Genomic DNA, 23742 nt, shown 5'->3' on the forward strand with positions numbered 1-23742 from the left:
AAAAGGCCAATGATTCCAACGATCCGATGTCGCACATCGAAAGACGGCCAGGGGAATTGCATGCGACTTTTTGTCAGAGCGTTCCTTCCGCCACAAATGGTGACGGAGAAACTATAATGTGTGTATTCCGACCTTCGTAGGAGACACACATGAGCGACAACGAGCTAGCGCCCACCCCACACGACGTCGAGTTCACCATCGCTACGCCCGACGGTCAGCCGGACCAGGGGCTCATCGCCGTCACCGGGCGCACGCGCGATGCCCTCATCGCAAGTCTGACGAACAACCTCGCCGCGACAGGCAAGTACACGCCCGACGCCCGGGCAGTCTCCCCTCAAGTCCTCGGCTCGACCGCATCGACGGCGACTGCGCTTGGCGCCACTGCCGCGTCCGCAGCAATCGCCCCAACCCTCTTCATGGCCACGGCCAACCCCGCGACGCTCATGCAGCTCGGATCCGGCGTCGGTTCCGCCGTCATGGGAGCGGGCGGCATCGTTGCCCAAGCCCCCTTCATTCCCGTCGCCGCCTCGCTGCCCGTCGTCGCCCCGCTCGCGCTCATGGGGGTTGTCAACACGGCAGTGACCATGCGCCAGTTCCAGGCGGTGAACGCCAAGCTGGACACCCTCGCGAACACTCTCGCTGATCTTCTCGTGCGAGCGGACATCACGCAGATCGCTGGGCTCATCGCCGCCTCAAAAACCCTGGGCGACATCACCGAGGAATACGGCGAGCTCGGGCACTTCACCCCGGCCATGATCGCCCGCTTCGCGGTGGCCGAACAAGCCCTCATAGCTGTGGCGCGACGCCAGGAGATGCTCCTCCTGTCCGCGGAAAGTCGCGCGCTGGATACCGAGGTCCCCATCGACAATGTCATCCGCGACGTCAACGCCGCTGGGCTGGCGTACATCACGGAGATCCAGGTGCATGCCCTCCACCTGGCGCTCGCCTTGCAAGAGAGCCCCGCGCGGGTGGCCACGCGTGCGCAGCAGCTGACGGAGTGCATCGCTCACACGACCGAGCGATGGAGCGAGCTCAAGAACCTGTCGGACAAGGTCAAGGCCATGATCGCCTCCCTCGAGGAGTCCGACCAGAAAAAGTCATGGGGAGAGTGGGGCAAGGAACGCTTCTCCGGCCCGACTCACGATTTCCCGGCGCTGAAAGAGCGCCGAGAGAAGATCCTCGAAAACGAAAAGACCCTCATCGACGAACACGGCTCGAAGCTGGAGGCCTTCAAGGAGCTCTCACAGAGCCTGCGCGAGCAGCAGGATTCGCGCGCGACGCTCATCTACTGGCGTGACGAGGCCGGCGAGCACTCTTTCCTCACCGAGCAGCTGAGCATCGACTCCTCCCGCTAAGCATCCATCGACAGTTCACCTCTGGACATGCTCAGACGGCACCGACGAAGCGCCGGTGCCGCATACCGACATACTCTGTACTCTCTAAAATGACCCCATGGACTCCGAGTACATTCTGAACAACGACCTGCCGTATCTGATGTACAGACTGAGAGAGGCAGGCCTGACCGTTGAGCTCGACTTCGACCAGACCAGGCGCAGGATGCTCCTGCTCCTCAACGGTTCCGTGAAGTGGAGCATTCATGATCTGACGCTGAAGCTGAGCGGAGCGGAGCCGGCGGCACACCAAGCCATGATGGAGCCGTGGATCCCATATCTGATGGAGCTCACGCGTCTCGGGCAGACGGTGCTGAGAAATCCTGAGGAACTGCGTCGGCGGGTGCACACCGAGTTTGTCGTCGACGACCTTGCTACAAACCCTCGCTATTCGTATTGCCGCCGATACCCTGGAGAACTCAAGCTGATACTCAGCCTCGCCGACGAGAACAACCGGTTCGACCTGTCAGACGAACAACTGGACCAATGTCCACTGAGCATCGACGAGCTCTTCCATTACGGGCAAATGAACACTGATAACGTAGCCGTTGACCGTGTCGAGCAGATGGGACCACTAACCAGCCTGACCACACGATCCGCATACATCTCAGCGAAAGCGGCAAATATGCCCGCGCTCATATCGCGATTCCAGATCCACGCGCCCCACGGGCTGTTCTTGATGGCCCCAATGTGTCACGTCCTGTGTTACAGCCCCGTCGACCCTGCACATATTCTCCAACAGCTCATGGCTGTCATCCACACCATTCGCTACCCCATGGCCGTAGCAAGCAGGACGCCAGGCATGCTCCTGAGCCGCGATATTATCTTCTATTCACCGGAAGGAACGTACGAGACGATCACGCAGCCAGACAATCCGGAGATTCATGAGCTCCTCACCAATGTAGATATTGATGACAAGACTTTCCGCGCCTGGAGCTACCACTACCTCGACCAGTCTTCCGCATTCACACAGCGTTTCCTCTCGCGCTAGGCGGGCTCCGGCCGCGCACCGCATAGGGACAACGCGGGAGGGGCGGATGCTCGTCGCATCCGCCCCTCCCGCTTACTGACGCCTCGCGCCGAGCCGGCCACGGCCTCGTCGCACTCTTAGACGACGAGGCCTCAACCGTCACTCCCCTGGAGGTGGCAGGCCCGGTAGATACCCTCCAGCATGGCCAGGCGCTTGGCAAGGGAGGCGTCCTTGGGGACGCAGACCTTCGCGCCGAGATACTCCGCGCCACCCGCGAGCGCCGCCTGGGCGCAGCGACCGATCTGCTCGGTGTCCATGAGGGAGGTCGGCTCGTCGGCCTGTGCGGGCAGGTGCCCGTCGATCCAGGCGTACCCGTACTGTGTCTCCTCCGGGCCCGCGCCCGAGAAGATGACGCCGTCGAGCACCCCGAGCGCGCCCGCTTCACGCACGTGCTGGTAGGCGGTCTCCGCGTCGCGTCCTTCCACGGCGGAGCGACCCCAGTTCAGGTGGATGCCGATGCCGACCTCGGCGACGACGTCGATCTCGTCGCCCAGGGAGAGGAAACCCTTCTCGGGCTTTTGTTCCGGCACGTACTTGTCGCAGTGCTCGACGACCAGAGTCGCCCCACTCCAGTCCCAGCCCACGACCTCCTCGAGCGAGCGCTTGAAGGCCTCGGCGTCCGCCAGGCGCGTGGGCGCCGAGTGCAGCTGCACCCGCCCAACCAGCAGGCGCCCGGCCTTGTCGCACAGGTCGTCGAGGTCGTCGCACAGCGCCCGGGTAAAGGCCAGGGCGGCCTGCCTGCCCTCCTCGTCGGGCGAGGCCAGGCCGAAGGTGGCGTCCTTCCACACGTGTTGCATGGTGCCGGGGATCGCCGTGATGGTGTTGAAATCCCAATGCGGCGCCAAGTGAGCGGCCAGCACGTCGGCCTGGGTGGCGAGCTGCCCCGGGTAGGGGATCTCCACGCCGCTGACCCAGGGTTGGTCGGCGAGAAGCTGGTAGTAGTCGGCTTCGAGCTCAGGCGCCGGATGCGACGCGTAGGCCCCGAGAATAAACGGAATTTCCACGATAATCGTCCTTCTGTGATGACAGCAATGAAGCAATCGTGACACCGACCATACTCTCGCGGTACCGAGTTTCGCAGAGAAATCGACACACTTTTCCAGACTCTGTCAAGCCCGTTATCTCGCTTCAAACGCCACGGGCCCCATACACGCAGGTCAGAACACCCATCGATGACAACCCATCAAAGACCATGTCGAGGCCAACGGCTCCGACAAAGCCGGCCTCGTCCACCAGCAACATATTCGAGGGGGCGGGCACCCACCGGTGCCCACCCCCTCGTAACGTCAGCGCGCTGCGCTCACAGCGCGAGGTTTTCCTTGACGACGTCCGCCAGCGAGGAGGCCACAGAGTCTGCCTCCTCCTGGGTCGCCGCCTCGACCATGACGCGCACCAGGGGCTCGGTACCCGACGGGCGCAGCAGGACACGGCCGTTGTCGCCCAGGCGAGCCTCGGCGACAGCCACGGCCTCGGCGACGGCCTGGTTCGACGATGCGGCCGCACGGTCCACGCCACCCACGTTGATGAGGGTTTGCGGCAGGCGCTTAATGAAGGATGTCAGGTCGGCCAGCGAACGGCCGGACTCCTTGACCATGCGCGAAACGAGCAGCGACGACAAGATGCCATCACCCGTCGTCGCGTGGTCGCGGGCAATGATGTGGCCCGACTGCTCCCCACCGAGCGAATACCCGGACGCCAGCATCTCCTCAAGCACGTAGCGGTCACCCACGCCCGTCTGCACGGTCGTGATGCCGGCCTCGCGCATGGCGATGAGCAGGCCCAGGTTACTCATGACGGTGACGACCAGCGTGTCCTTGGCGAGCGCGCCGCGCTCCTTGGCGTTCACGGCCAGCGCGCCCATGATCTTATCGCCGTCGATCAGGTTGCCCTCGTGGTCGACGGCCAAGCAGCGGTCCGCGTCCCCGTCGTAAGCGACACCAAACTCGCAGCCAGCCTCGACGACGGAAGCCTGCAGGGCCTCGGGGTGCGTCGAACCGGCGTGCAGGTTGATGTTGCGGCCGTCAGGCTCGGCGTTGATAACGGTGATGTCGGCGCCAAGCTCACGGAAAACGGCCGGCCCCAGCTCGGAGGCGGCGCCGTTCGCACAGTCGATCGCGATCTTCATGCCGCGCAGGTCGGTGCCAATAGCCCCCACGAGATGCGCGAGGTAGGAATCCTTAGCCCACGCGTGATCGGCGTTGACCTCACCGACGCCATCGCCGGTGGGGCGCTCCCACTCCGTATTCACGAGGGCCTCAATCTCATCCTCAACGGAATCGGCGAGCTTGTAACCGCCGTGCGCGAAGAACTTAATGCCGTTATCGGGCATCGGATTGTGGGAGGCGGAAATCATGACGCCGAGGTCAACGGTGTCCTCGGTAGCCGTCAGATGCGCGACAGTGGGCGTGGTAACGACGCCGATGCGGGTCACATCCATGCCAGCGCTCGCCAAGCCAGCGGCGAGGGCGTGATCGAGGAACTCGCCCGAGATGCGCGTGTCACGCCCAATGATCGCGCGGGGCTTCGAACCGTCCGCGCGCCGAGCCCCACCGAACTGGCGGGCGGCGGCCTCGCCGAGCTGGAGCGCGAGATCCGCGGTGATGTCAACGTTTGCCAGTCCACGCACGCCGTCCGTGCCGAACATCCTGGGCATAATGTCTCCGTTCAGTGGGTCATACGACTGGTCTAAGGGTACCGCGACTACGCCCCCGACCATGTACGAGGCCGTGGCCCGGACAGCGTCGGCGCTCACATTGCGGGCGGTGTTGACAGGAACAAAAAGGTCGCGCCCCGCGGGAGCGGGGCGCGACCAACAGAAAACGTGCTGAATGAAATCAGCGCTTCGAGAACTGCGAAGCCTTGCGGGCCTTCTTGAGGCCTGCCTTCTTACGCTCGATGGCGCGGGCGTCGCGGGTCAGGAAGCCGGCCTTCTTGAGGGCCGGACGGTTGGCGTCGCGGTCGATCTCGTTGAGGGCGCGCGACACGCCGAGGCGCAGGGCGCCGGCCTGGCCGGAGATGCCGCCGCCGTTGATGCGGGCGATGACGTCGAAGCGGCCGTCAATGTCGAGCAGCACGAAGGGGGACTTCACCAGCTGCTGGTGCAGCTTGTTGGGGAAGTAGTCCTCGAGGGTGCGACCGTTGATGGTCCACTTGCCGGAGCCGGGGACCAGGCGAACGCGGGCGACGGCCTCCTTGCGGCGGCCCAGGCCCGCGCCGGGCGCGGTGATGGACTGACCGGCGCCGGCGGGAGCCGACTCGGTCTCGGACGTGTAGGAGCTGGGGACGACTTCCTCGTCCAGCTCAGCGGAAACGATGGTCTCAGCCACGGTTCTCCTCAGTGTAAAAGGCGTTCAGCGACCCGCACGGTCACTGAGCGACCTGGGTCAGTTCGTAGGGAACCGGCGACTGGCCGGCGTGGGGGTGCTCCGGGCCAGCGTAAACGTGCAGCTTCTTGAACTGCGCGCGGCCGAGGGAGTTGTGAGGAAGCATGCCCTTAACGGCCTTCTCGACGGCGCGCTCGGGCGCCGCGGCGAGGAGGTCACGGTAAGCGGTCGCGGTCAGGCCGCCGGGACGACCGGAGTGACGGTAAGCCATCTTCTGGTCGAGCTTCTTGCCGGTGAGGGCAACCTTGTCCGCGTTGATGATGATGACGTTGTCGCCCATGTCCATGTGAGGGGCGAACGTCGGCTTGTGCTTCCCACGGAGGAGGGCAGCGGTCTGGGCTGCCAGGCGACCGAGGACGACGTCGGTGGCGTCAATGACGTACCACTTCTTGTCCGCGTCCCCAGGCTTGGGTGAATAGGTGCGCACGGGCGTAACCTTCAATTCTTGTTGGTCATGGGACGCCGCGCCGGTTTTTCCGGGGGCATCCGCGATGAAACGGTTCGCGCGAGGCGTCGGCGAGTGCTCCTAGCGAGTGGGAGACACTAGGTACTCTGCTGACGCACAGCACTAGCCATATTATCGGCACGCGGGCCGAGGGTCAAAGGGCGGCGGCTACTGTGTTACATTCCTCAGCTGTCGTCGCCGCAGCAGGTGTCGCGCCTGGACCGGGTCTGGAGCGCGCGGGCACCCCACTGGGAGGGATCGGGGTAGTCGACGCCTTCGAGGGTGAGCCCATGAGCGGGCGCGATGGGCGCGGCCTGGGAGCGCGAGCGGGCGCGCAGGATCTGGGCCGGGTAGTCGGTGTCGCGCGCGCCGGAGCCCACCAGGAGGAGGGCGCCGACGAGGGAGCGCACCATCGAGTGACAAAAGGCGTCGGCCTCGACGGTGAAGACGAGGGTGCCCTCCGACTCGCGCTCGGCGCGCAGAGCACGCAGCGTCCGGATCGTCGTGGCCCCCTCGCGCGGGCGGCAGAACCCGAGAAAGTCGTGTTCCCCGAGGAGGGCGGCCCCGGCCTCGTTCATCGCCGCCTCGTCGAGCGGGTCCTCGACCCAGAGGCGATCCCAGCGCCCGAGCGGCTCGGGACGGTCTGACACCCGGTAGGCGTAGGAGCGCCCAAGCGCGGAGAAGCGCGCGTCGAAGCTCGGGTCGACGACGGCCGCCGAGTAGATGCGCACGTCGCACGTGCCGCGCGCGGCCGGCAGGTCACGCCCACGCGCGCGTTCACCGTAGCGCCCCGAGAGGATCTTGTTGAGCCTGCGCACGATGGACGAGGCCGTGGCCGCGTCCGCGCTCTCCCCTCCCCTGGGGGCAAGCCGCGCCCAGGCCTCGTCACTAACGTCGAGGTGACAGACCTGGTGGCGGGCGTGCACGCCCGCGTCGGTGCGCCCGGCGACCGTCGTCGTGATCTCCTCGCGCGAAGCCATGGCGAGAGCCGCCTCGATCTCGCCCTGGACTGTACGCAGGCCGGGCTGGGCGGCCCACCCGCGAAAGTCGGTGCCGTCGTAGCCGAGGTCCAGGCGCAGGCGCCGTGCGCTCACAGCTCCCACGCCCGCACGCCGCCGATGATGCCCGCATCGTTGGGCACGACGATCACGTCATCGCCCATGAGGCGCAGGTTCGAGGCCGTGATGCGCTTCGAGTTGCCGCCGCCCAGATACAGGCGATCCCACATGTACATGGGCCGCAGGCCGTCGACGACGCGGCGAACGCGGCGCGACCAGTGCACGTCACCGAGGCGCAGGCGCTCGTGCTCGCCGATGTAGTCGTCGTAGGTCAGGCCCCAGCGCACGGGCCCCTGGGAGACCTCAACGTGGGGTGCGAGCTGCCCGCCGTCGAACACCGCGTTCCCCAAGCCGGTGCCCAGGGTGATGATCATTTCGAGGCCTCGTCCCGTGATTGCGCCCGCGCCGGCGACCTCAGCGTCGTTGAGGACCTTCGTGGGCAAGCCGAGTGCCTGCTCGATCGCGCTGCCCATGTCGAAGTGATCCCAGCGTTCCACCAGCTCAGGCAGCACGCGCGAGCGCGGTCCGTCGCGCGTGATGTAATGCGGGGTCGCGATGACGACCCCGTGGCGGATCATCCCCGGCATCCCCATCGTGACGCGCGTCGCCGCTGGGAGCTCGCGGGCGAGGCCGACGGCCGTATCGACGAGGAGCTCGGGCGGCAGCGGGTACGGGGTCGGAACCCTGTGAGGCGGCGCAATCATCGTGCCCCGCTCGTCCACGACGGACCCTTTGATGCCTCCGCCACCGCAATCAATCGCCAACGTCATCTCACGTGTCATGGCTTCAGGCTACCGGATACGGCGAGGGCCGGACACCCCGTCGGGATGTCCGGCCCACTGCTCGAGTCGATGAGTGACCTGGCGTCACTTCTCGTCGGCGGCCTGCTCGGCGGCGTCTGCAGCCTTGCCGGCCTCGGCGGCCACTTCCTCGGCCTCGTTGGCCATGGCCAGATCGCCGTCCTCGCGAGCCTCTTCGGCGCGCTCGGCGGCAGCCTCGGCGGCTTCCTCGGCCTCGGCGGCAACGGCCTTGGCCTCGGCGGCCTTCTCAGCCGTCTTCTCGGCGGCCTTGACGACGGCCTTCTTCTCGACCTTCTCCATGACGAGCTCGATGCGCATCAGGGGAGCGTTGTCGCCCTTACGGTTGCCGACGCGGATGAGGCGGGTGTAGCCGCCGGCGCGCTCGGAATCCATGGCGGGGACGAGCTCCTCAAAGAGGATCGCGACGATGCCCTTGTTGGGGATCTTCTTCATGACCGTGCGACGGGCGTGCTGGTCGCCGCGCTTGGCCTTCGTGATGAGCTTCTCGACGTAGGGGCGCAGCATCTTGGCCTTCGCCTCCGTGGTCGTGAGGCCGCGGTGTTCGATGAGCTGAGCCGCCAGGTTCGACAGAATCAGCTTCTGGTGTGCCGGGCTACCGCCCAGACGAGCACCCTTCTTGGGGGTGGGCATTTGTTTCTCCTACGGATTCAATGCGTCCATCGGACGCACGGGGTCAGATGGACTGGTCGTCCGAAAAGATCGCAGCGGACTCCGAGTCGCCGAAGCTCGGCATCACCGAGTCCTTCAGCGTCATACCGAGAGCCGCCAGGGACTCCTTGATCTCTTCGATCGACTTGGTACCGAAGTTGCGGATGTCGAGCAGGTCGGCCTCCGAGTGAGCAACCAGCTCGCCGACGGTCAGGATGCCGCGGCGACGCAGCGCGTTGTAGGAACGCGACTGCAGGTTCAGGTTCTCGATGGGGAGGGCCAGATCGGCCGCGAGGGTGGCGTCGGTGGTGGACGGGCCCACCTCGATGCCTTCCGCTTCCTCGTTCAGTTCACGCATGAGGCCGAACAGCTCCACGAGCGTCTTGCCGGCCGAGGCCAGGGCGTCGCGCGGGGTAATGGCGGCCTTGGTCTCCACGTCGATGACGAGGCGATCAAAGTCGGTGCGCTGCTCGACACGGGTCGCCTCGACCTTGTAGGTCACCTTGACGACCGGCGAGTAGATCGAGTCGATCGGAATGCGAGAAATTTCGGCCTGCGGATCCTTGTTCTGAGCGGCCGACACGTAGCCGCGGCCACGCTCGACGGTCAGCTCGATCTCCAGCTTGCCCTTCTCGTTGAGAGTGGCGAGGCGAAGGTCGGGGTTGTGGATCTCGACTCCGGCGGGAGGCGTGATGTCGCCGGCGAGAACCTCGCCGGGGCCGGCCTTGCGCAGGTACATGACGACAGGCTCGTCGTTCTCGCTGGACAGGACGATCTGCTTGATGTTCAGGATGATCTCAGCGACATCTTCCTTCACACCTTCGATCGTGCGGAACTCGTGGGGGACGCCATCGATGCGGATGGACGTCACCGCTGCACCCGGGATCGAGGACAGGAGGGTACGACGCAGGGAGTTACCCAGCGTGTAGCCGAACCCGGGCTCGAGGGGCTCCAGGGTGAAACGGGAGCGCAGGTCGCTGACCTTTTCTTCGGTCAGGATGGGTCGCTCTGCAATGAGCACGTCTATTCCTTTCTGACCGGTGCCCGCTATATGACACCGGATATGGGAACCTGCTGAAGCAGGCTAAGGGAGTGTGAACCGTGAGGTTCAGACGTGGGGAGGGCAAAGCCCTCCCGTCCACAAGTCAGCCGCGGCGGCGCTTCGGCGGGCGAGTGCCGTTGAAGGCCTGAGGCGTGACGTCCTGGATCGAACCGATCTCCAGGCCGGCGGCCTGCAGGGAGCGGATCGCGGTCTCGCGGCCGGAGCCGGGACCCTTGACGAAGACGTCAACCTTCTTCATGCCGTGCTCCTGGGCGCGACGAGCCGCAGCCTCGGCCGCGAGCTGCGCGGCAAAGGGGGTGGACTTACGCGAACCCTTGAAGCCAACCTGGCCGGAGGACGCCCAGGCGACAACCGCGCCCGTGGGGTCCGTGAGGGAAACGATGGTGTTGTTGAACGTCGACTTAATGTAGGCGTGGCCGTTGGTGACGTTCTTCGAAATCTTGCGACGCGGCTTGCGGGCACCGCCCGTGCGCGAGGTCTTTGCTGCTGCCATTTCTGGTTCAGTTCCTTCTTGTCGCGGAAAGCTATCCCGGTGGGATGAGCGCTCCTAGGCCTTACTTGGCCTTCTTCTTGCCTGCAACGGTGCGCTTGGGGCCCTTGCGGGTACGCGCGTTGGTCTTGGTGCGCTGACCGTGGACCGGCAGGCCACGACGGTGGCGAAGGCCCTGGTACGAACCGATTTCGATCTTGCGACGAATGTCGGCCTGAACCTCACGGCGGAGGTCACCCTCAACCTTGAAGTTTGCCTCAATGTAGTCACGAAGCTTGACGAGTTCCTCTTCCGTCGCGTCCTTGACGCGAGTGTCCGGGCTGACGCCGGTGGCGGCGAGGGTCTCTGCCGCGCGGGTGCGGCCGACTCCGTAGATGTATGTGAGCGCGATCTCGAGCCGCTTTTCGCGGGGGAGGTCGACGCCGGCAATACGTGCCATGGTGATGTTGCTCCAGTTGTTCATCGGAGGTCGTCATCGCTCAGTCCGGGCGAGCAGCCCGGCCCCGGCCTCCGAACCGAGGGTCGCCCACTTATGGGCGCTTAGAGTGATGCTGTGGGGCGTGATGCCCCGCGGGTCGCAGCGGGCCTCAGCCCTGGCGCTGCTTGTGCCTGGGGTTGTCGCAGATGACCATGACGTTGCCGTGGCGACGAATCACCTTGCACTTGTCACAGATCTTCTTGACACTCGGCTTGACCTTCATGGTTGTTACCTCCACTGCCCGTCGGGCAGTTTGTGTCGGGTCACTTGTAGCGGTAGACGATACGGCCTCGGGAGAGGTCGTAGGGGCTCAGCTCGACGACAACTCGATCCTCGGGCAGGATGCGGATGTAGTGCTGACGCATCTTTCCCGCAATATGGCCGAGAACCACGTGGCCATTCTTCAGTTCCACACGGAACATCGCGTTAGGCAGGGCCTCAACGACCGTGCCTTCCATCTCAATGACGCCGTCTTTCTTCGCCATATCCTCCGTTTATCCTCTACATGTCTCGGATAGGTTGCGGCGGATGCCGCTAGGCGCAATGCAGTCGGTGATGACATGCAGATACGCCCAAGGAACTACTCTACGGCATGGGCACCCCCGGGCGGTAGTCGGGACGCCTGTCGGTTCGCTCACGTTTAATGCGTCACATTTTAGAAAATCGTCGTCATTGGTCGCCTCGAAACGACGAGGCCGGGGCACAACGCGCTTCACTGCGCCCCTCAGCGCGGAGTGTGAAACGAGCGCACACCGGCCACTGCCTCCAACACGGATCCGGATAGGTAACCAACATCCGGATAGGTAACGAAGATCTGGATAGCTTAATAACCTATCCGGATGCACATAACCTATCCGGATAAGCTCCGAACGGGGTACTACTGGCCTCACGCCACCCAATCACTAGGACCACAGGGACATAAGCCACGCCACACAGACTTAACGAGCAGGCTGCAGGAACTCGCTGGTTGAGTTCCCTCGCCGGAGCACAGGGCCCGACCACACAAGTTTCGCATGCAATTCGATTGGCTGAAAATTCAATAAAACCTCAAAACGTTGTAATTCCAACGCTGCGAATTCAAAGTTTGAAATAGTTGCGGGGGAATTGCATGCGAAATTGGTGGGGGCTCGGGGACTCAAGGACGCGAGGGCTGCATGTGAGATAAGCCTGGCCAGGCTTCGAGCCGACACGCCGAGCGAATCTCGCGGCGCAGACGGCGAGCGGGCCCGGCACCTACGAGAGGTACCGGGCCCGAATGCATCGGTCTCAGTCGAGCGACACAGGCGTCACGCCGTAGGGCGCCAGGCCTGCCACTCCCCCGTCGCGCGCAGTCAGCACGCTGACGCCATCCGCCATGATCGCGATCGAATGCTCCCAGTGAGCGGCGTCGCGGCCGTCAATCGTGCGCACCGTCCACTCGTCATCATCCGTGCTCGACGCGATGTCTCCGCGGGTCAACATCGGCTCGACCGCCAGAACCATGCCCGGCTTGAGGCGCGCCTGAATGCCGCGCACGTTGTAGTTCAGAACGTCCGGAGGCATGTGCATCTTGGTGCCGATGCCGTGGCCGACGAACTCCTCGATGATGCCGGCTTCCCAGCCGTTGATGAGAGCGTTCTCCGCGACGACGGTCTCGACCGCCTTGCCGACGGCGCTAATGCGCTTGCCAGTCGCGAGGCCGGCGAGGGCAGCCCACAACGATTCGCGAGTCACCGCGTCAAGCTCGCGGCGCTCGCGCAGCGTCGTCCCGTCGACGCCAGCGATCGCGCCCGACGCGCGGGTACCGGCGGCAAAGTCGGCGTCCTCAATGAAGGAATCGCCAACGATCACGCTAAACGCCGCGTCACCGTGCCACTGCTTGCCCCCACGTTCGACGAACGCGCCGCAGTCGAAGGACACGATGTCGCCAGGAGCCAGCTCGTAGTCGCCGGGGATACCGTGGACGATCACGTCATTGACCGAGATACACACCGTCGCCGGGTAGCCGTAGTAGCCGAGGAAATTCGACGTGGCACCGCCGTCGGCAATGGCCTGGGCGCTCACCTCGTCCAGCTCACGCGTCGTGATACCGGGACGAACGGCGGCGCGCAACGACTCGTGGATCGATGCGACGACCAGCCCCGCCTCGCGCATCCAGCGCAACTGCTCGACAGACTTAAGCTCGATGTGGGGCATCGCTTACTTCGCCACCGAGTCCAGGATCGCGAAGATGCGCTCCGTGACCTCGTCGATGGAGCCGCGACCGTCCACGACCTCGAGCAGGTCCTGATCGACGTAGTAGGTCGCCACGGGCTCCGTCTGCTGGTGGTAGACCTCGAGGCGGTGACGCATCACAGGCTCGGTATCATCCGTGCGGTGCTGCTCCTGGGCGCGCTTCAGCATGCGCTCCACGACCTCGTCCTCGTCGACCTGGATCTCCAGGACGACGTCGATGGACTTGCCCAGGTCCAAGAGCATGTCACGCAGGACGTGCGCCTGCTCGACGGAACGGGGGTAGCCGTCCAGGAGGAAGCCGTTCGCCGTATCCGGAGCCGCCAGGCGCGCCTTCACCATGGCGTTCGTGACCGAGTCGGGAACGAACTCGCCGCGGTCCATGTAGGCCTGCGCCTGCTTGCCGATCTCCGTGCCCTCCGCCATGTTCGCACGGAAGATGTCACCCGTCGAGATGGCGGGAATGTCCAGGCGCTCGGCGATGCGCGAGGCCTGGGTTCCCTTGCCAGCTCCGGGAGGGCCGAGGAGGATGACAACTGTCATTTCAGGAATCCTTCGTAGTGATGCTGCTGCAGCTGAGTGTTGATTTCCTTCACCGTCTGCAGACCAACGCCAATGATGATGAGGAGCGTCGTGCCGCCGAAGGGCATCTGCGAGCTCGACAGCTTCAGCGGGATGATCGCCAGTGACGGCAGGAGGGCGATGATCACCAAGTACAGCGCGCCGGCCGACGTGATTCGGTTGATCACGTAGCGCAGATACTCAGCCGTGGGACGGCCCGCACGGTACCCGGGGATGAAGCCTCCGTACTTCTTCATGTTGTCCGCGACCTCGTCAGGGTTGAACGTGATCGCCGTGTAGAAGAAGGTGAAGAACAGTGTCATCAGGGCGTAGATCGTCAGGTAGAACGAGGAGCCCTGCGTGAAGTGCGCCGAAATCCACTGGACCCAGCCGTCCTCGGTCTTGCCGAACTGGGCAATCATCGGAGGCAAGGCCAGGATCGACGACGCGAAAATGACCGGGATAACGCCGGACATGTTGATCTTGAGGGGGATGTAAGTGGTGGTGCCACCATACTGACGACGGCCGATCATACGCTTGGCGTACTGCACCGGGATGCGACGCTGCGCCTGCTCGACATAGACGACTGCAATGGCGACGAGAAGAAGGAGCGCCACGATGGCCGCAACCGAGCCCCACTTGCCGGCCTGCCCAATGGAGAGCAGCTGCTCGGGCAGACGGGCGGCGATCGAGGTGAAAATCAGCAGGGACATGCCGTTGCCGATGCCGCGCTCGGTGATGAGCTCGCCAAGCCACATGATGACGCCGGTGCCGGCCATCATGACGATGATCATCATGATGAAGGTCATGACGGAGCGATCGCGGATAACGTCCTCGGAGCACGCCTGGAAGAGCTGCCCGCTGCGGGCCAGCGAAATCGTCGTCGTCGCCTGGAGGATACCCAGGAAGATCGTCAGGTAGCGCGTGTACTGAGTGAGCTTGGCCTGACCGGTCTGGCCTTCCTTATGCAGGTCGTCGAATCGCGGAATGACGACCCTCAGCAGCTGAATGATGATCGACGCCGTGATATAGGGCATGATGCCCAGCGCAAAGATCGACAGCTGAAGCAGCGCACCACCCGAGAAGAGGTTCACGAGGTCAAGCAGCGAGGCCTGAGTCTCCTGCGCCATACAGCGCTGCACGGCTTGCGAGTCGACGCCGGGCGTCGGAATGAACGACCCGAGCCGGAACACGGCCATGATGAACAGGGTAAAGAGCAGCTTCCGACGCAAGTCGGGGGTACGGAACGCCTGGGCAAATGCACCGAGCAAGGCTTCCTCCTACGGGTGATGGGCAGCGGGGCCAAAGCCCCTAGACTGACTTAGCTTACCCGACACGGGTAATAAATGGCGAGATCCAATCATTAATAGATACGCTCGACCGCGTATTTAACGACGCGCGGCGCGCGGCGCGCCCACGAACAGGGCGCAAGTCTTTCACCTCAACACGGCTGTTTGACAACGCTCATCAGGCGAAAGACGGCAAAGACAACGGGGGTGGTCCATGAAGGACCACCCCCGTCTCACCTCAGCGGGCCGAGATGGAACCGCCAGCGGCAGTGATCTTTGCCTCGGCGGAGGACGACCAGGAGTCGACCTCAACCTCGAGCTTGACGCTCAGCTCGCCGTTACCGAGCACCTTGACGGGCGCGGAATCGCGAACGGCGTGCTTGGCGATGAGATCCTCAACCGTGACCTTGCCGCCCTCGGGGAAGAGCTCCCCGAGCTTGCCAACGTTCACGACCTGGTACTCAACGCGGAAGGGGTTCTTGAAGCCGCGAAGCTTCGGCAGACGCATGTGGATCGGCATCTGGCCACCCTCGAAGCCGGCAGCAACCTGGTAACGGGCCTTGGTGCCCTTGGTGCCACGGCCAGCGGTCTTACCCTTCGAACCCTCACCGCGACCCACGCGGGTCTTCGCGGTCTTGGCTCCGGGGGCAGGACGCAGGTGGTGCAGCTTAACGATCTGCGTCTTCTTCGTGGAGTCCGCCATTGTCAGTCGACCTCCTCAGCGGTCACCAGGTGACGCACGGTGCGAACGGCGCCCAGAACGGCGTCCGTCTGCTCACGCACGACACTCTGGCCGATCTTGCGCAGCCCGAGGGTGCGCAGCGTGTCCTTCATGTTCTGCTTCGCGTGAGCAGAGGACTTGACCTGCGTGATCTTGATGTTCTTCGCCATCACTTAGCCTCCCCTGCAGCGGCCTTATCGGCCTCGGCGGCCTCGGCAGCCGCGCGCTTCTCAGCCTCGCCCTCTGCGCGAGCGCGCAGCATGGACGCAGGAGCAACGCGCTCGAGGGGCAGGCCGCGACGAGCGGCGACAGCCTCGGGCTGCTCGAGTTGCTTAAGTGCGTCAACCGTCGCGTGGACGATGTTGATCGCGTTGGACGAGCCCAGCGACTTGGTGAGCACGTCGTGGACGCCCGCGGCCTCCAGGACGGCGCGCACCGGGCCACCGGCGATAACGCCGGTACCGGGGGCGGCCGGACGGAGCAGGACGATACCGGCGGTATCGCGGCCCTGCACCACGTGCGTAATCGTGCGGCGGATCATCGGGACGCGGAAGAAGTTCTTCTTCGCCTCCTCGACGCCCTTGGAAATGGCCTGGGGAACTTCCTTGGCCTTTCCGTAGCCGACGCCCACCGTGCCTTCGCCGTCACCCACGACAACCAGGGCGGTGAAGGAGAAACGACGTCCACCCTTCACGACCTTGGAGACGCGGTTGATCGTCACGACGCGCTCGATGTACTCGTTCTTGTTCTCGTTGTTCCGGCGGTTATCGCGATCGTTGCCGCGGCCGGAGCGGCGCTCACGGCGATCGTTGTTCTCGCCCGCGCCCGAACCGTTCCTGTCTCGCTGCTGTGCAGCCATCAGATGATCTCTCTTTCTTTCGGCTCGTTCACAGCTCGAGTCCGCCCTCACGGGCGGCCTCGGCAACGGCCGCAACGCGACCTGCGTACTTGTTACCACCACGGTCGAAGACGACAGCGGAGATACCGGCGGCCTTCGCACGCTCGGCGATCAGCGCGCCGACCTTGCGAGCCTTGTCGGTCTTCGTGCCCTCGGCGCCAGCGACGTCGGCCTCGATGTCGGAGGCAGACACCAGGGTGTGGCCAACCGTATCGTCGATAACCTGAGCCACCATGTGGCGGTTCGAACGGGTGACGACCAGACGGGGACGCTCGGGCGTGCCGTTGATCTTCTTGCGGAGGCGGAGGTGACGGCGCTTGCGAGCGACGAACTTGCCCTTGCCCTTGATCGAGTAAGCCATCACTTACCAGCCTTTCCGACCTTGCGACGGATGGTCTCGCCCACGTAGTGGATGCCCTTGCCCTTGTAGGGCTCAGGCTTCTTCAGCTTGCGGATGCGAGCAGCGGTCTCACCGACGAGCTGCTTGTCGATTCCGGACACCGTGAACAGCGTCTGGGACTTCGGAGCGATCGTGAACTCGATGCCCTCGGGCGGGGTGATGGTGATCGTGTGGGAGAAGCCCAGGGAGAACTCAAGGTCCTTGCCCTTGGCGACCACGCGGTAACCGGTACCCGTGATCTCGAGATCCTTCTTGTAGCCCTCGGTCACGCCAACGATCATGTTGGCGATCAGGGTGCGGGACAGTCCGTGGAGCGAACGCGAGGTGCGCTCGTCGTTCGGTCGCTCGACGACAACCTGGCCTTCGTCGATCTTCGCGGTGATCGGCTCGGCGACAACGTGGCTGAGGGTACCCTTGGGGCCCTTCACGGTCACGTTCTGGCCGTCGATCACGACGTCGACGCCGGCGGGGATAGCGATGGGGTTCTTACCAATTCGCGACATTGTTCAGCCTCCTCATCACCAGATGTAGGCGAGGACTTCCCCACCCACACCCTTCTCGGCTGCCTGGCGGTCAGTGAGCAGGCCGGAGGACGTGGACAGGATCGCCACGCCGAGGCCGCCGCGGACCTTGGGCAGGTTGGTGGACTTGGCATACACGCGCAGACCGGGCTTGGACACGCGCTTGAGCCCCTGGATCGCAGCCTCACGGTGCGAGCCGTACTTCAGGTTGATCGTCAGGGTCTTGCCCACGCGGGCATCCTCGACGGAGGTCGAGGCAATGTAGCCTTCCTCGACCAGGATGTTCGCAATCGCGTTCTTGAGCTTCGAGTACGGCATGGAGACCGCATCGTGGTGCGCACGATTCGCGTTGCGCAGACGCGTCAGCATATCTGCAATCGGGTCTGTCATTGTCATGGGGGTTTATTCCCCTTCCTCGTCGCGGTTTCTCCGGTTAGCCGGGACCTGCGACGTTCGTTTTACCAGCTGCTCTTGGTGACACCGGGGAGTTCGCCACGGTGGGCGAGCTCGCGCAGGCACACGCGGCACAGTCCGAACTTGCGGTACACCGAGTGCGGACGGCCGCAACGGTTGCACCGGGTGTAGGCACGCACGCCGAACTTCGGCTTGCGGGCAGCCTTGACCTTCAGGGATGTCTTGGCCATGGGTCAGTCCTCCTTGAACGGGAAGCCGAGGTGACGCAGAAGGGCGCGACCCTCTTCGTCGGTGGTGGCCGAGGTGACAACCGTGATGTCCATGCCGCGCACTCGGTCGATCGAGTCCTGGTCGATCTCGTGGAACATCGACTGTTCCGTGAGACCGAAGGTGTAGTTACCGTGACCATCGAACTGCTTGGAGGACAGTCCGCGGAAGTCACGGATACGGGGAAGCGCCGTCGAGAGGAGGCGGTCCAGGAACTCCCACATGCGGTCGCCGCGAAGCGTGACGTGAGCACCGATCGCCTGGCCCTCACGCAGCTTGAACTGCGCGATGGACTTCTTGGCGCGGGTGGTCACGGGCTTCTGGCCGGTGATCGCGGTGAGGTCGCGGATAGCTCCCTCGAGTGCCTTCGAGTCGCGAGCGGCCTCGCCGACACCCATGTTGACGACAATCTTCGTCAGTCCGCCGACCTGCATGACGTTCTCGTGCTTGAACTCAGCACGGAGCGCCTCGCGGATCTCGGAGACGTACTTTTCCTTCAGACGCGGGGCCATGCTCAGATCTCCTTGCCCTGCTCAACGCCGCGCTTCGCGCCGCCACGGGCCACGCGGACTCGGACGGTGCGGGTGCGGCCGCCACGCTCAACGGTGTCCTCGCGGAAACCGACGCGAACGCGCTTCTTGGTCTCGGGGTCGACCAGAGCGACCTTGGACAGGGCGATGGGGGCTTCGATGGTCTCGATGCCGCCGGCGCTGCCCTGCTGGCCCTGGCGCACGTGGCGCGTCTTCAGGTTGATGCCCTCGACGAGGACCTTGCCCTCGGCCGGGAACACCTGGATGACGCGGCCCTGCTTGCCCTTGTCGCCGGGCTTCAAGGGCTCGAGGCCCTCCTCGGCGCGGCGGGCGTTGCGCTTGGCCAGCGCCTTCTCGTCGGACGTGCGTCCGCGAACGACCTCGACGAGGTCATTCTTACGAATCTTGGCTGCCATGGATCAGATCACCTCCGGAGCGAGGGAGACGATACGCATGAACTTCTTGTCGCGCAGCTCGCGGCCCACGGGGCCGAAGATACGCGTGCCACGCGGCTCGCCATTGTTGTTGATGATGACGGCCGCATTCTCGTCGAAACGAATGTAGGAACCGTCGGGGCGGCGGGTTTCCTTACGCGTGCGAACGATCACTGCCTTGACGACTTCGCCCTTCTTGACGTTGCCGCCGGGGATGGCGTCCTTCACGGTGGCGACGATCGTGTCGCCGATACCCGCGTAGCGCCGACCCGAGCCACCGAGAACACGGATGGTCAGGATCTCCTTGGCCCCTGTGTTGTCGGCGACCTTCAGTCGCGACTCCTGCTGGATCATTTTCTATTGACTCCTGTCGTCGTGCCGGTTCTCTTCCGGATTGTACCGGTCGAGCCTTGCCGAACGGATTTCGGTCTGTGAGCGAAGGTCACTTCGCCTTTTCGAGGATCTCCACAACGCGCCAGCGCTTGGTGGCCGACAGCGGGCGGGTCTCCATGATGAGGACGAGATCGCCGACGCCGCACTCGTTGTGCTCGTCGTGAACCTTGACCTTCTTGTTCTTGCGCATGACCTTGCCGTAGAGGGCGTGCTTGACGCGGTCCTCGATCTGGACGACAACGGTCTTGTCCATCTTGTCGCTGACGACGTAGCCGCGACGGACCTTACGCTCGTTACGAGCGGTGGTTTCTGCCATCAGGCTCACTCCTCAGTGCTCGGGGCGGTGCGGTAGCCAAGCTCCCGCTCACGCGCGATGGTGTAGATCCGGGCAATGTCGCGGCGCACGGTCTTCATGCGACCGTGATCCTCGAGGTTGCCAACGGCCTGCGCGAAACGCAGGTTGAACAGCTCTGCCTTAGCCTTCTCGAGCTCCTTGGACAGCTGGGAGTTGTCCATGGCGTCGAGCTGCTCGGTGGTCAGACCCTTATCTGCCATCAGATGTCACCACCCTCTCGGACCACGAAGCGGGTCTTGATAGGAAGCTTGTGCTGGGCACGGCTGAGGGCCTCGCGAGCGAGCTCCTCCGGGACGCCTGCCAGCTCGAACATGACACGTCCGGGCTTGACGGGGGCAACCCACCACTCCGGAGCACCCTTACCGGAACCCATTCGGGTTTCGGCGGGCTTCTTGGTCAGCGGGCGGTCCGGGAAGATGTTGATCCAGACCTTACCGCCACGCTTGATGTGACGAGTCACGGCGATACGAGCCGCCTCAATCTGACGGTTGGTGATGTACGCACTCTCGAGCGCCTGGATGCCGTAGTCGCCGAACGCCAGTTCGGTGCCACCGGAGGCAAAGCCAGTGCGGTGAGGACGGTGCTGCTTGCGGTACTTAGTCCGACGGGGAATGAGCATTGGGCTCAGGCCTCCGATCCGGTCGTGGGCGCAGCGGCCTCGGAGGCGGTTGCCTCACGGGGAGCCTGCTGCGAAGCGGTCTCCTGGTTGGGGCGTCCACCGCGGCGGGGGCCACGGCGGCCATCGCGGCGGCCGCCACGCTGGGCCTGCTCGGCCTGCTGGCGAGCGAACTCGCGCTCGGTGATGTCGCCCTTGTAGATCCACACCTTGACGCCGATGCGACCGAAGGTCGTACGGGCCTCGTGGAATCCGTAGTCGATGTTCGCGCGGAGGGTGTGCAGCGGCACGCGGCCCTCGCGGTAGAACTCGGAGCGGGACATTTCGGCGCCACCCAGGCGGCCGGACACCTGGACACGAATGCCCTTGGCGCCGGCGCGCTGCGCGGACTGGATGCCCTTACGCATCGCACGACGGAAGGACACGCGGGCAGCGAGCTGCTCGGCGATGCCCTGCGCAACGAGCTGCGCTTCGAGATCGGGGTTCTTCACCTCGAGGATGTTGAGCTGAACCTGCTTGCCCGTCAGCTTTTCGAGCTGGACGCGCAGGCGGTCGGCCTCGGCGCCACGGCGACCGATGACAATGCCCGGGCGAGCGGTGTGCAGGTCGACGCGAACGCGGTCACGCGTGCGCTCGATGCTCACCTCAGCGATGCCGGCACGCTCGAGGTTGTCGGTCAGGAACTTGCGGATCGCGACGTCTTCCGCCACGTAGTCCGCGTAGCGCTGTCCCTTGGTGGTGGAGTCGGAGAACCAGCGAGACCGGTGGTCAGTGGTGATTCCCAGACGGAACCCGCGGGGGTTAACCTTCTGACCCATATCAGCGGTCTCCCTTCTTCTTGTCTTCCTTGGTCCCCACCACGATGGTGATGTGGGAGGTGCGCTTGAGGATACGACCGGCGCGTCCCTGAGCACGGGGACGGATGCGCTTCATGGTCGGGCCCTCGTCCACGTATGCTTCGAGCACGAGCAGATCGGCCTCGTTGAAGGTCTCGCCGGCGTTCTCAGCCTTGACCTTCGAGTTGGCGACTGCGCTCAGCAGCACCTTGCGGACATCGGTGGCGACGGCCTGCGGGGCGAACCGCAGAATGTCGGCGGCCTCCAGAACACGCTTGCCGCGAACCTCGTTCACAACACGGCGGGACTTCTGGGGCGTGACGCGGATGAAACGCGCCTGCGCCTTGGCTTCCATGTATCTGCCTCTTCTTCCGTGGGGCCGGCTCAGCGCCGACGTCCCTTACGATCGTCCTTGTCGTGGCTGCGGAAAGTGCGCGTGGGAGCGAACTCTCCGAGCTTGTGGCCCACCATCGACTCGGTGACGAAAACGGGCACATGCTTACGGCCGTCGTGGACGGCGATGGTCAGGCCCAGGAAGTCCGGGGTGATGACCGAGCGACGCGACCAGGTCTTGATGACGTTCTTCGAGCCGGATTCGTTCGCGGCGTCGACCTTCTTGAGCAGGTGGTCGTCGACGAACGGGCCCTTCTTCAAACTACGCGGCATTTCAATCGACTCCTACTCAGCGGTTCTTGCCGGTCTTGCGACGGCGGACGATCAGACGATCGGACGCCTTCTTCGGACGACGCGTGCGGCCCTCGGGCTTGCCCCAAGGCGACACGGGGTGACGACCACCGGACGTGCGGCCTTCACCACCGCCGTGCGGGTGATCAACCGGGTTCATGACGACACCACGGACGTGCGGGCGCTTGCCCTTCCAGCGCATACGGCCGGCCTTGCCCCAGTTGATGTTCGACTGCTCGGCGTTGCCGACCTCGCCGATGGTGGCGCGGCAGGTGGCCTCGACGTTGCGGATCTCGCCGGAGGGCATACGCAGCTGGGCGAAGCGGCCTTCCTTAGCGACGAGCTGCACGGAGGTGCCGGCGGAGCGGGCGATCTTGGCGCCGCCGCCGGGGTAGAGCTCGACGGCGTGCACAACGGTACCCAGGGGGATGTTGCGCAGCTGCAGCGAGTTGCCGGGCTTGATGTCAGCGCCAACGCCAGCCTCGATGTGATCGCCCTGCTTGAGGCCGGTCGGAGCGAGGATGTAGCGCTTCTCGCCGTCCGCGTAGTGCAGGAGGGCGATGCGGGCCGTGCGGTTGGGGTCGTACTCGATGTGAGCGACCGTCGCCGGGACGCCGTCCTTGTCGTGACGACGGAAGTCGATCACGCGGTACTGGCGCTTGTGGCCGCCGCCGCGGTGGCGGGAGGTCACGCGGCCGTTGTTGTTACGGCCACCGGTCTTGTGCAGCGGGCGCAGCAGCGACTTCTCGGGGGTGTCGCGCGTGATCTCGACGAAGTCAGAGACGGACGAGAAGCGACGGCCCGGAGTCGTGGGCTTGTACTTGCGAATTCCCATTGTTCAAATGTCCCTTCGGTCCTCAGGCCTGATCGCCGAAGATGTCGATGGTGCCCTCACGCACGGTGACGATGGCACGCTTGACGTCCTTGCGCTTACCGATCCCGTTGCGGGTGCGGTAGGTCTTGCCCTTGCGGTTCTGGGTCGCGATGGAACCGATCTTGACGCTGAAGATACGCTCCAGGGCAATCTTGATCTCGGTCTTGTTCGCGCGGGGGTCAACCTCGAAGGTGTACTTGCCCAGGTCCATGAGGGCGAGCGACTTCTCGGTGGTGACCGGCTTCAGGATGATGTCGCGGGGGTTCTTACCCGCTTCGATCGTGCTCACTTGGTCTCCTCCTTGGTACCGAGGAAGGACTCAAGGGCGGCCTGCGTGAAGACGATGTCGTCGGCGTCCAGGACGTCGTACGTGTTCAGCTGGTCGGCCCACAGGACGTGAACCTCGGGAACGTTGCGCAGGGACAGCGCGGTCAGTTCGTTGCCACGCTCGAGGACGACGAGAGCCTGACGGTCCTCGACGATCGCGCGCAGGGCGGCGAGAGCGGCCTTGGTCGAGGGCTTGTCGCCTTCGAACAGGGCGGTGACAACGTGGATGCGGTCGGCGCGCGCACGGTCGGACAGAGCGGAGCGCAGGGCGCCCTGCTTCATCTTCTTGGGGGTGCGCTGGTCGTAGTCACGCGGCTGAGGGCCGTGGACGATGCCGCCACCGGTGAAGTGAGGCGCACGGATGGAGCCCTGGCGGGCGTTACCGGTGCCCTTCTGACGGAACGGCTTCTTGCCGCCGCCAGCGACCTCACCGCGGGTCTTCGTCGCGTGCGTGCCCTGACGGGCGGCCGCAAGCTGTGCGACGACAACCTGGTGCATCAGCGGAATGTTGGTGGGAACGTCAAAGATGGACCCGGGGAGGACGACGGAGCCCGCCTTCTTGCCCTCGAGGTCGATGACGTCGACGTTACGATCGTCAGCCATG

At 64.5% G+C, this 23742-nt stretch carries 36 protein-coding genes; 2 read left to right on the plus strand and 34 right to left on the minus strand.

Going from position 1 to position 23742, the window contains the following annotated elements:
- The first annotated feature begins 149 nt into the window (after positions 1 to 149).
- Together QU663_RS08485 and QU663_RS08490 are read left to right on the plus strand one after the other, a co-directional pair.
- A complete protein-coding gene (locus QU663_RS08485; RefSeq protein ID WP_021611054.1) occupies positions 150 to 1355 on the plus strand; it encodes a hypothetical protein in 1206 nt (401 codons plus the stop codon).
- 97 nt (positions 1356 to 1452) lie between these two features.
- Positions 1453 to 2382, plus strand: coding sequence for a hypothetical protein (locus QU663_RS08490; RefSeq protein ID WP_021611053.1), 930 nt, complete (start codon positions 1453 to 1455; stop codon positions 2380 to 2382).
- Between the two features lie 131 nt (positions 2383 to 2513).
- On the opposite strand, the gene QU663_RS08495 is transcribed toward QU663_RS08490, so the two are convergent.
- The 34 genes from QU663_RS08495 to rplD form a co-directional block, all read right to left on the minus strand.
- The gene (locus QU663_RS08495; RefSeq protein WP_021611052.1) at positions 2514 to 3425 is read right to left on the minus strand and encodes a DUF4862 family protein; all 912 of its coding nucleotides are present in this window, start codon (positions 3423 to 3425) and stop codon (positions 2514 to 2516) included.
- A 296-nt stretch (positions 3426 to 3721) separates the two neighbouring features.
- Positions 3722 to 5074 (minus strand): phosphoglucosamine mutase, encoded by a 1353-nt coding sequence (gene glmM, locus QU663_RS08500; protein ID WP_034480444.1) that lies wholly within the window; start codon positions 5072 to 5074, stop codon positions 3722 to 3724.
- A gap of 181 nt (positions 5075 to 5255) precedes the next feature.
- On the minus strand, positions 5256 to 5747 hold the full coding sequence (gene rpsI, locus QU663_RS08505; RefSeq protein WP_009057966.1) for a 30S ribosomal protein S9: 492 nt from the start codon (positions 5745 to 5747) through the stop codon (positions 5256 to 5258).
- 40 nt (positions 5748 to 5787) lie between these two features.
- Positions 5788 to 6231: a 50S ribosomal protein L13 gene (gene rplM, locus QU663_RS08510; protein WP_009057965.1), complete on the minus strand. Its 444-nt coding sequence runs from the start codon at positions 6229 to 6231 to the stop codon at positions 5788 to 5790.
- A 203-nt stretch (positions 6232 to 6434) separates the two neighbouring features.
- The gene (truA, locus tag QU663_RS08515) at positions 6435 to 7343 is read right to left on the minus strand and encodes a tRNA pseudouridine(38-40) synthase TruA (RefSeq protein ID WP_021611050.1); all 909 of its coding nucleotides are present in this window, start codon (positions 7341 to 7343) and stop codon (positions 6435 to 6437) included.
- Positions 7340 to 8089: an ROK family protein gene (locus QU663_RS08520; protein ID WP_021611049.1), complete on the minus strand. Its 750-nt coding sequence runs from the start codon at positions 8087 to 8089 to the stop codon at positions 7340 to 7342. Before QU663_RS08520 ends, truA begins: the two co-directional genes overlap by 4 nt.
- A gap of 84 nt (positions 8090 to 8173) precedes the next feature.
- Positions 8174 to 8758, minus strand: a complete 585-nt coding sequence (gene rplQ, locus QU663_RS08525) for a 50S ribosomal protein L17 (protein ID WP_021611048.1) — start codon at positions 8756 to 8758, stop codon at positions 8174 to 8176.
- A gap of 43 nt (positions 8759 to 8801) precedes the next feature.
- Positions 8802 to 9797, minus strand: a complete 996-nt coding sequence (locus QU663_RS08530; RefSeq protein WP_009057952.1) for a DNA-directed RNA polymerase subunit alpha — start codon at positions 9795 to 9797, stop codon at positions 8802 to 8804.
- A gap of 124 nt (positions 9798 to 9921) precedes the next feature.
- Positions 9922 to 10332 carry a 30S ribosomal protein S11 gene (gene rpsK / locus QU663_RS08535; RefSeq protein WP_009057967.1) on the minus strand — a complete coding sequence of 137 codons (411 nt, stop codon included), beginning with the start codon at positions 10330 to 10332 and terminating at the stop codon, positions 9922 to 9924.
- 61 nt (positions 10333 to 10393) lie between these two features.
- Positions 10394 to 10768 carry a 30S ribosomal protein S13 gene (rpsM, locus tag QU663_RS08540; RefSeq protein ID WP_005872704.1) on the minus strand — a complete coding sequence of 125 codons (375 nt, stop codon included), beginning with the start codon at positions 10766 to 10768 and terminating at the stop codon, positions 10394 to 10396.
- 148 nt (positions 10769 to 10916) lie between these two features.
- A complete protein-coding gene (rpmJ, locus tag QU663_RS08545; RefSeq protein WP_003790577.1) occupies positions 10917 to 11030 on the minus strand; it encodes a 50S ribosomal protein L36 in 114 nt (37 codons plus the stop codon).
- Positions 11031 to 11070: 40 nt separating this feature from the next.
- A complete protein-coding gene (gene infA, locus QU663_RS08550) occupies positions 11071 to 11292 on the minus strand; it encodes a translation initiation factor IF-1 (RefSeq protein ID WP_003790580.1) in 222 nt (73 codons plus the stop codon).
- A 781-nt stretch (positions 11293 to 12073) separates the two neighbouring features.
- Positions 12074 to 12982 carry a M24 family metallopeptidase gene (locus QU663_RS08555; protein ID WP_021611045.1) on the minus strand — a complete coding sequence of 303 codons (909 nt, stop codon included), beginning with the start codon at positions 12980 to 12982 and terminating at the stop codon, positions 12074 to 12076.
- A gap of 3 nt (positions 12983 to 12985) precedes the next feature.
- Positions 12986 to 13561: an adenylate kinase gene (locus QU663_RS08560; RefSeq protein WP_009058555.1), complete on the minus strand. Its 576-nt coding sequence runs from the start codon at positions 13559 to 13561 to the stop codon at positions 12986 to 12988.
- Positions 13558 to 14850: a preprotein translocase subunit SecY gene (secY, locus tag QU663_RS08565; RefSeq protein ID WP_021611044.1), complete on the minus strand. Its 1293-nt coding sequence runs from the start codon at positions 14848 to 14850 to the stop codon at positions 13558 to 13560. The genes QU663_RS08560 and secY overlap by 4 nt, the downstream gene beginning before the upstream one ends.
- Before the next feature lie 256 nt (positions 14851 to 15106).
- Entirely contained in the window at positions 15107 to 15571 is a 465-nt protein-coding gene (rplO, locus tag QU663_RS08570) for a 50S ribosomal protein L15 (protein ID WP_021611043.1), read from the minus strand.
- Between the two features lie 2 nt (positions 15572 to 15573).
- On the minus strand, positions 15574 to 15759 hold the full coding sequence (rpmD, locus tag QU663_RS08575; RefSeq protein ID WP_016460322.1) for a 50S ribosomal protein L30: 186 nt from the start codon (positions 15757 to 15759) through the stop codon (positions 15574 to 15576).
- A complete protein-coding gene (gene rpsE, locus QU663_RS08580; RefSeq protein WP_009054680.1) occupies positions 15759 to 16448 on the minus strand; it encodes a 30S ribosomal protein S5 in 690 nt (229 codons plus the stop codon). Before rpsE ends, rpmD begins: the two co-directional genes overlap by 1 nt.
- Positions 16449 to 16476: 28 nt before the next feature.
- A complete protein-coding gene (gene rplR / locus QU663_RS08585; RefSeq protein ID WP_009649074.1) occupies positions 16477 to 16848 on the minus strand; it encodes a 50S ribosomal protein L18 in 372 nt (123 codons plus the stop codon).
- Positions 16848 to 17390, minus strand: a complete 543-nt coding sequence (gene rplF, locus QU663_RS08590) for a 50S ribosomal protein L6 (RefSeq protein WP_009058561.1) — start codon at positions 17388 to 17390, stop codon at positions 16848 to 16850. The genes rplR and rplF overlap by 1 nt, the downstream gene beginning before the upstream one ends.
- A 15-nt stretch (positions 17391 to 17405) precedes the next feature.
- Positions 17406 to 17804, minus strand: a complete 399-nt coding sequence (gene rpsH, locus QU663_RS08595; RefSeq protein ID WP_009054660.1) for a 30S ribosomal protein S8 — start codon at positions 17802 to 17804, stop codon at positions 17406 to 17408.
- Between the two features lie 62 nt (positions 17805 to 17866).
- Positions 17867 to 18052, minus strand: coding sequence for a type Z 30S ribosomal protein S14 (locus QU663_RS08600; RefSeq protein ID WP_003790603.1), 186 nt, complete (start codon positions 18050 to 18052; stop codon positions 17867 to 17869).
- Positions 18053 to 18055: 3 nt separating this feature from the next.
- The gene (rplE, locus tag QU663_RS08605; protein WP_009058550.1) at positions 18056 to 18601 is read right to left on the minus strand and encodes a 50S ribosomal protein L5; all 546 of its coding nucleotides are present in this window, start codon (positions 18599 to 18601) and stop codon (positions 18056 to 18058) included.
- 2 nt (positions 18602 to 18603) lie between these two features.
- Complete coding sequence (gene rplX / locus QU663_RS08610; RefSeq protein ID WP_009058554.1) at positions 18604 to 19035, minus strand: 50S ribosomal protein L24; 432 nt, start codon at positions 19033 to 19035, stop codon at positions 18604 to 18606.
- 3 nt (positions 19036 to 19038) lie between these two features.
- On the minus strand, positions 19039 to 19407 hold the full coding sequence (rplN, locus tag QU663_RS08615; protein ID WP_003790609.1) for a 50S ribosomal protein L14: 369 nt from the start codon (positions 19405 to 19407) through the stop codon (positions 19039 to 19041).
- Positions 19408 to 19495: 88 nt separating this feature from the next.
- Positions 19496 to 19762: a 30S ribosomal protein S17 gene (rpsQ, locus tag QU663_RS08620; protein ID WP_003790611.1), complete on the minus strand. Its 267-nt coding sequence runs from the start codon at positions 19760 to 19762 to the stop codon at positions 19496 to 19498.
- A gap of 5 nt (positions 19763 to 19767) precedes the next feature.
- Positions 19768 to 20001 (minus strand): 50S ribosomal protein L29, encoded by a 234-nt coding sequence (gene rpmC / locus QU663_RS08625; protein ID WP_003790613.1) that lies wholly within the window; start codon positions 19999 to 20001, stop codon positions 19768 to 19770.
- Positions 20001 to 20420 (minus strand): 50S ribosomal protein L16, encoded by a 420-nt coding sequence (gene rplP, locus QU663_RS08630; RefSeq protein ID WP_009058543.1) that lies wholly within the window; start codon positions 20418 to 20420, stop codon positions 20001 to 20003. The genes rpmC and rplP overlap by 1 nt, the downstream gene beginning before the upstream one ends.
- Before the next feature lie 5 nt (positions 20421 to 20425).
- Entirely contained in the window at positions 20426 to 21235 is an 810-nt protein-coding gene (rpsC, locus tag QU663_RS08635; protein WP_009058540.1) for a 30S ribosomal protein S3, read from the minus strand.
- Position 21236: 1 nt separating this feature from the next.
- On the minus strand, positions 21237 to 21608 hold the full coding sequence (gene rplV, locus QU663_RS08640; RefSeq protein ID WP_003790620.1) for a 50S ribosomal protein L22: 372 nt from the start codon (positions 21606 to 21608) through the stop codon (positions 21237 to 21239).
- Positions 21609 to 21637: 29 nt separating this feature from the next.
- Complete coding sequence (gene rpsS / locus QU663_RS08645; protein WP_003790621.1) at positions 21638 to 21919, minus strand: 30S ribosomal protein S19; 282 nt, start codon at positions 21917 to 21919, stop codon at positions 21638 to 21640.
- Between the two features lie 16 nt (positions 21920 to 21935).
- Complete coding sequence (rplB, locus tag QU663_RS08650) at positions 21936 to 22772, minus strand: 50S ribosomal protein L2 (RefSeq protein WP_009058541.1); 837 nt, start codon at positions 22770 to 22772, stop codon at positions 21936 to 21938.
- A gap of 22 nt (positions 22773 to 22794) precedes the next feature.
- On the minus strand, positions 22795 to 23100 hold the full coding sequence (gene rplW, locus QU663_RS08655; RefSeq protein ID WP_009058549.1) for a 50S ribosomal protein L23: 306 nt from the start codon (positions 23098 to 23100) through the stop codon (positions 22795 to 22797).
- Positions 23097 to 23741, minus strand: coding sequence for a 50S ribosomal protein L4 (gene rplD, locus QU663_RS08660; RefSeq protein WP_034480451.1), 645 nt, complete (start codon positions 23739 to 23741; stop codon positions 23097 to 23099). Before rplD ends, rplW begins: the two co-directional genes overlap by 4 nt.
- Position 23742: the final 1 nt, after the last annotated feature.

The sequence above is a fragment of the Schaalia sp. HMT-172 genome (assembly GCF_030644365.1).
Classification (GTDB): Bacteria; Actinomycetota; Actinomycetes; order Actinomycetales; family Actinomycetaceae; genus Pauljensenia.

Excerpts from the sequence above, each read along its gene's own strand:
- rplR (WP_009649074.1), bottom strand. The coding sequence starts at position 16,848 with ATGGCTTACTCGATCAAGGGCAAGGGCAAGTTCGTCGCTCGCAAGCGC.
- rpmD (WP_016460322.1), bottom strand. The coding sequence starts at position 15,759 with ATGGCGAAGAACATCAAGATCACGCAGGTCAAGTCCTCTGCTCACGCG.
- rplN (WP_003790609.1), bottom strand. The coding sequence starts at position 19,407 with ATGATCCAGCAGGAGTCGCGACTGAAGGTCGCCGACAACACAGGGGCC.
- rplV (WP_003790620.1), bottom strand. The coding sequence starts at position 21,608 with ATGGAAGCCAAGGCGCAGGCGCGTTTCATCCGCGTCACGCCCCAGAAG.
- QU663_RS08485 (WP_021611054.1), top strand. The coding sequence starts at position 150 with ATGAGCGACAACGAGCTAGCGCCCACCCCACACGACGTCGAGTTCACC.
- rpsS (WP_003790621.1), bottom strand. The coding sequence starts at position 21,919 with ATGCCGCGTAGTTTGAAGAAGGGCCCGTTCGTCGACGACCACCTGCTC.
- rplO (WP_021611043.1), bottom strand. The coding sequence starts at position 15,571 with ATGGCGGACTCCACGAAGAAGACGCAGATCGTTAAGCTGCACCACCTG.
- rpsK (WP_009057967.1), bottom strand. The coding sequence starts at position 10,332 with ATGGCAGCAGCAAAGACCTCGCGCACGGGCGGTGCCCGCAAGCCGCGT.
- glmM (WP_034480444.1), bottom strand. The coding sequence starts at position 5,074 with ATGCCCAGGATGTTCGGCACGGACGGCGTGCGTGGACTGGCAAACGTT.
- rplP (WP_009058543.1), bottom strand. The coding sequence starts at position 20,420 with ATGCTCATTCCCCGTCGGACTAAGTACCGCAAGCAGCACCGTCCTCAC.
- rplQ (WP_021611048.1), bottom strand. The coding sequence starts at position 8,758 with ATGCCCACCCCCAAGAAGGGTGCTCGTCTGGGCGGTAGCCCGGCACAC.
- QU663_RS08555 (WP_021611045.1), bottom strand. The coding sequence starts at position 12,982 with ATGCCCCACATCGAGCTTAAGTCTGTCGAGCAGTTGCGCTGGATGCGC.
- rpsC (WP_009058540.1), bottom strand. The coding sequence starts at position 21,235 with ATGGGTCAGAAGGTTAACCCCCGCGGGTTCCGTCTGGGAATCACCACT.
- infA (WP_003790580.1), bottom strand. The coding sequence starts at position 11,292 with ATGGCGAAGAAAGACGGCGTCATTGAGATGGAAGGCACGGTCGTTGAG.
- rplD (WP_034480451.1), bottom strand. The coding sequence starts at position 23,741 with ATGGCTGACGATCGTAACGTCGACGTCATCGACCTCGAGGGCAAGAAG.
- rpsM (WP_005872704.1), bottom strand. The coding sequence starts at position 10,768 with ATGGCACGTATTGCCGGCGTCGACCTCCCCCGCGAAAAGCGGCTCGAG.
- rplE (WP_009058550.1), bottom strand. The coding sequence starts at position 18,601 with ATGGCCCCGCGTCTGAAGGAAAAGTACGTCTCCGAGATCCGCGAGGCG.
- rpsE (WP_009054680.1), bottom strand. The coding sequence starts at position 16,448 with ATGGCTGCACAGCAGCGAGACAGGAACGGTTCGGGCGCGGGCGAGAAC.
- rplX (WP_009058554.1), bottom strand. The coding sequence starts at position 19,035 with ATGGCAGCCAAGATTCGTAAGAATGACCTCGTCGAGGTCGTTCGCGGA.
- rpmJ (WP_003790577.1), bottom strand. The coding sequence starts at position 11,030 with ATGAAGGTCAAGCCGAGTGTCAAGAAGATCTGTGACAAGTGCAAGGTG.
- rplB (WP_009058541.1), bottom strand. The coding sequence starts at position 22,772 with ATGGGAATTCGCAAGTACAAGCCCACGACTCCGGGCCGTCGCTTCTCG.
- QU663_RS08520 (WP_021611049.1), bottom strand. The coding sequence starts at position 8,089 with ATGACACGTGAGATGACGTTGGCGATTGATTGCGGTGGCGGAGGCATC.
- QU663_RS08600 (WP_003790603.1), bottom strand. The coding sequence starts at position 18,052 with ATGGCCAAGACATCCCTGAAGGTCAAGGCTGCCCGCAAGCCGAAGTTC.
- rpsH (WP_009054660.1), bottom strand. The coding sequence starts at position 17,804 with ATGACAATGACAGACCCGATTGCAGATATGCTGACGCGTCTGCGCAAC.
- QU663_RS08560 (WP_009058555.1), bottom strand. The coding sequence starts at position 13,561 with ATGACAGTTGTCATCCTCCTCGGCCCTCCCGGAGCTGGCAAGGGAACC.
- rpmC (WP_003790613.1), bottom strand. The coding sequence starts at position 20,001 with ATGGCAGATAAGGGTCTGACCACCGAGCAGCTCGACGCCATGGACAAC.
- QU663_RS08490 (WP_021611053.1), top strand. The coding sequence starts at position 1,453 with ATGGACTCCGAGTACATTCTGAACAACGACCTGCCGTATCTGATGTAC.
- rpsQ (WP_003790611.1), bottom strand. The coding sequence starts at position 19,762 with ATGGCAGAAACCACCGCTCGTAACGAGCGTAAGGTCCGTCGCGGCTAC.
- rplF (WP_009058561.1), bottom strand. The coding sequence starts at position 17,390 with ATGTCGCGAATTGGTAAGAACCCCATCGCTATCCCCGCCGGCGTCGAC.